The organism is Bacillus sp. SIMBA_008 (assembly GCF_046535495.1).
GTDB lineage: Bacteria > Bacillota > Bacilli > Bacillales > Bacillaceae > Bacillus > Bacillus subtilis.
Map to the genome: position 1 here is coordinate 1 of NZ_JAWRWL010000083.1, position 383 is coordinate 383.

The window sequence follows — 383 nt, forward strand, 5'->3', positions numbered from 1 at the left end:
TGCTGATTACAGGTGATGTAAAAGGCTTTGTTGCCCCTGAACAGCTACTGCCAGTGTACGAGCAGGTGTACGAACAGCTTCCGTCTATTGAACGGGTGATTATTTGTGCAGAAAATGAATCTGCGTGCAGATCAAGTTTTAAGGAAGTATCAGATCAACTTGTCTTCTTTGGAAAGCTTGTGTCTGGCCATGCGAAAGAGAGCGTGCATCCTTCTATTCATCAGGATGATACGGCAGTTATTTTATTTACATCTGGCACGACAGGAAAACCAAAGGGTGCGATGCTGACTCATTTCAACCTGTATTCAAATGCTAGAGACGTTGCTGAGTACCTATCCATTGATGCAAAGGACAAGGTGATTGCCGCATTGCCGATGTTCCAC

Annotated in this window: 1 protein-coding gene; it reads left to right on the forward strand. The window is 44.6% G+C overall.

Annotated elements, in window-relative coordinates:
- The coding region (locus tag SB658_RS22235) for an AMP-binding protein (protein ID WP_410602364.1) at positions 1-383 on the forward strand (383 nt) is incomplete at both ends.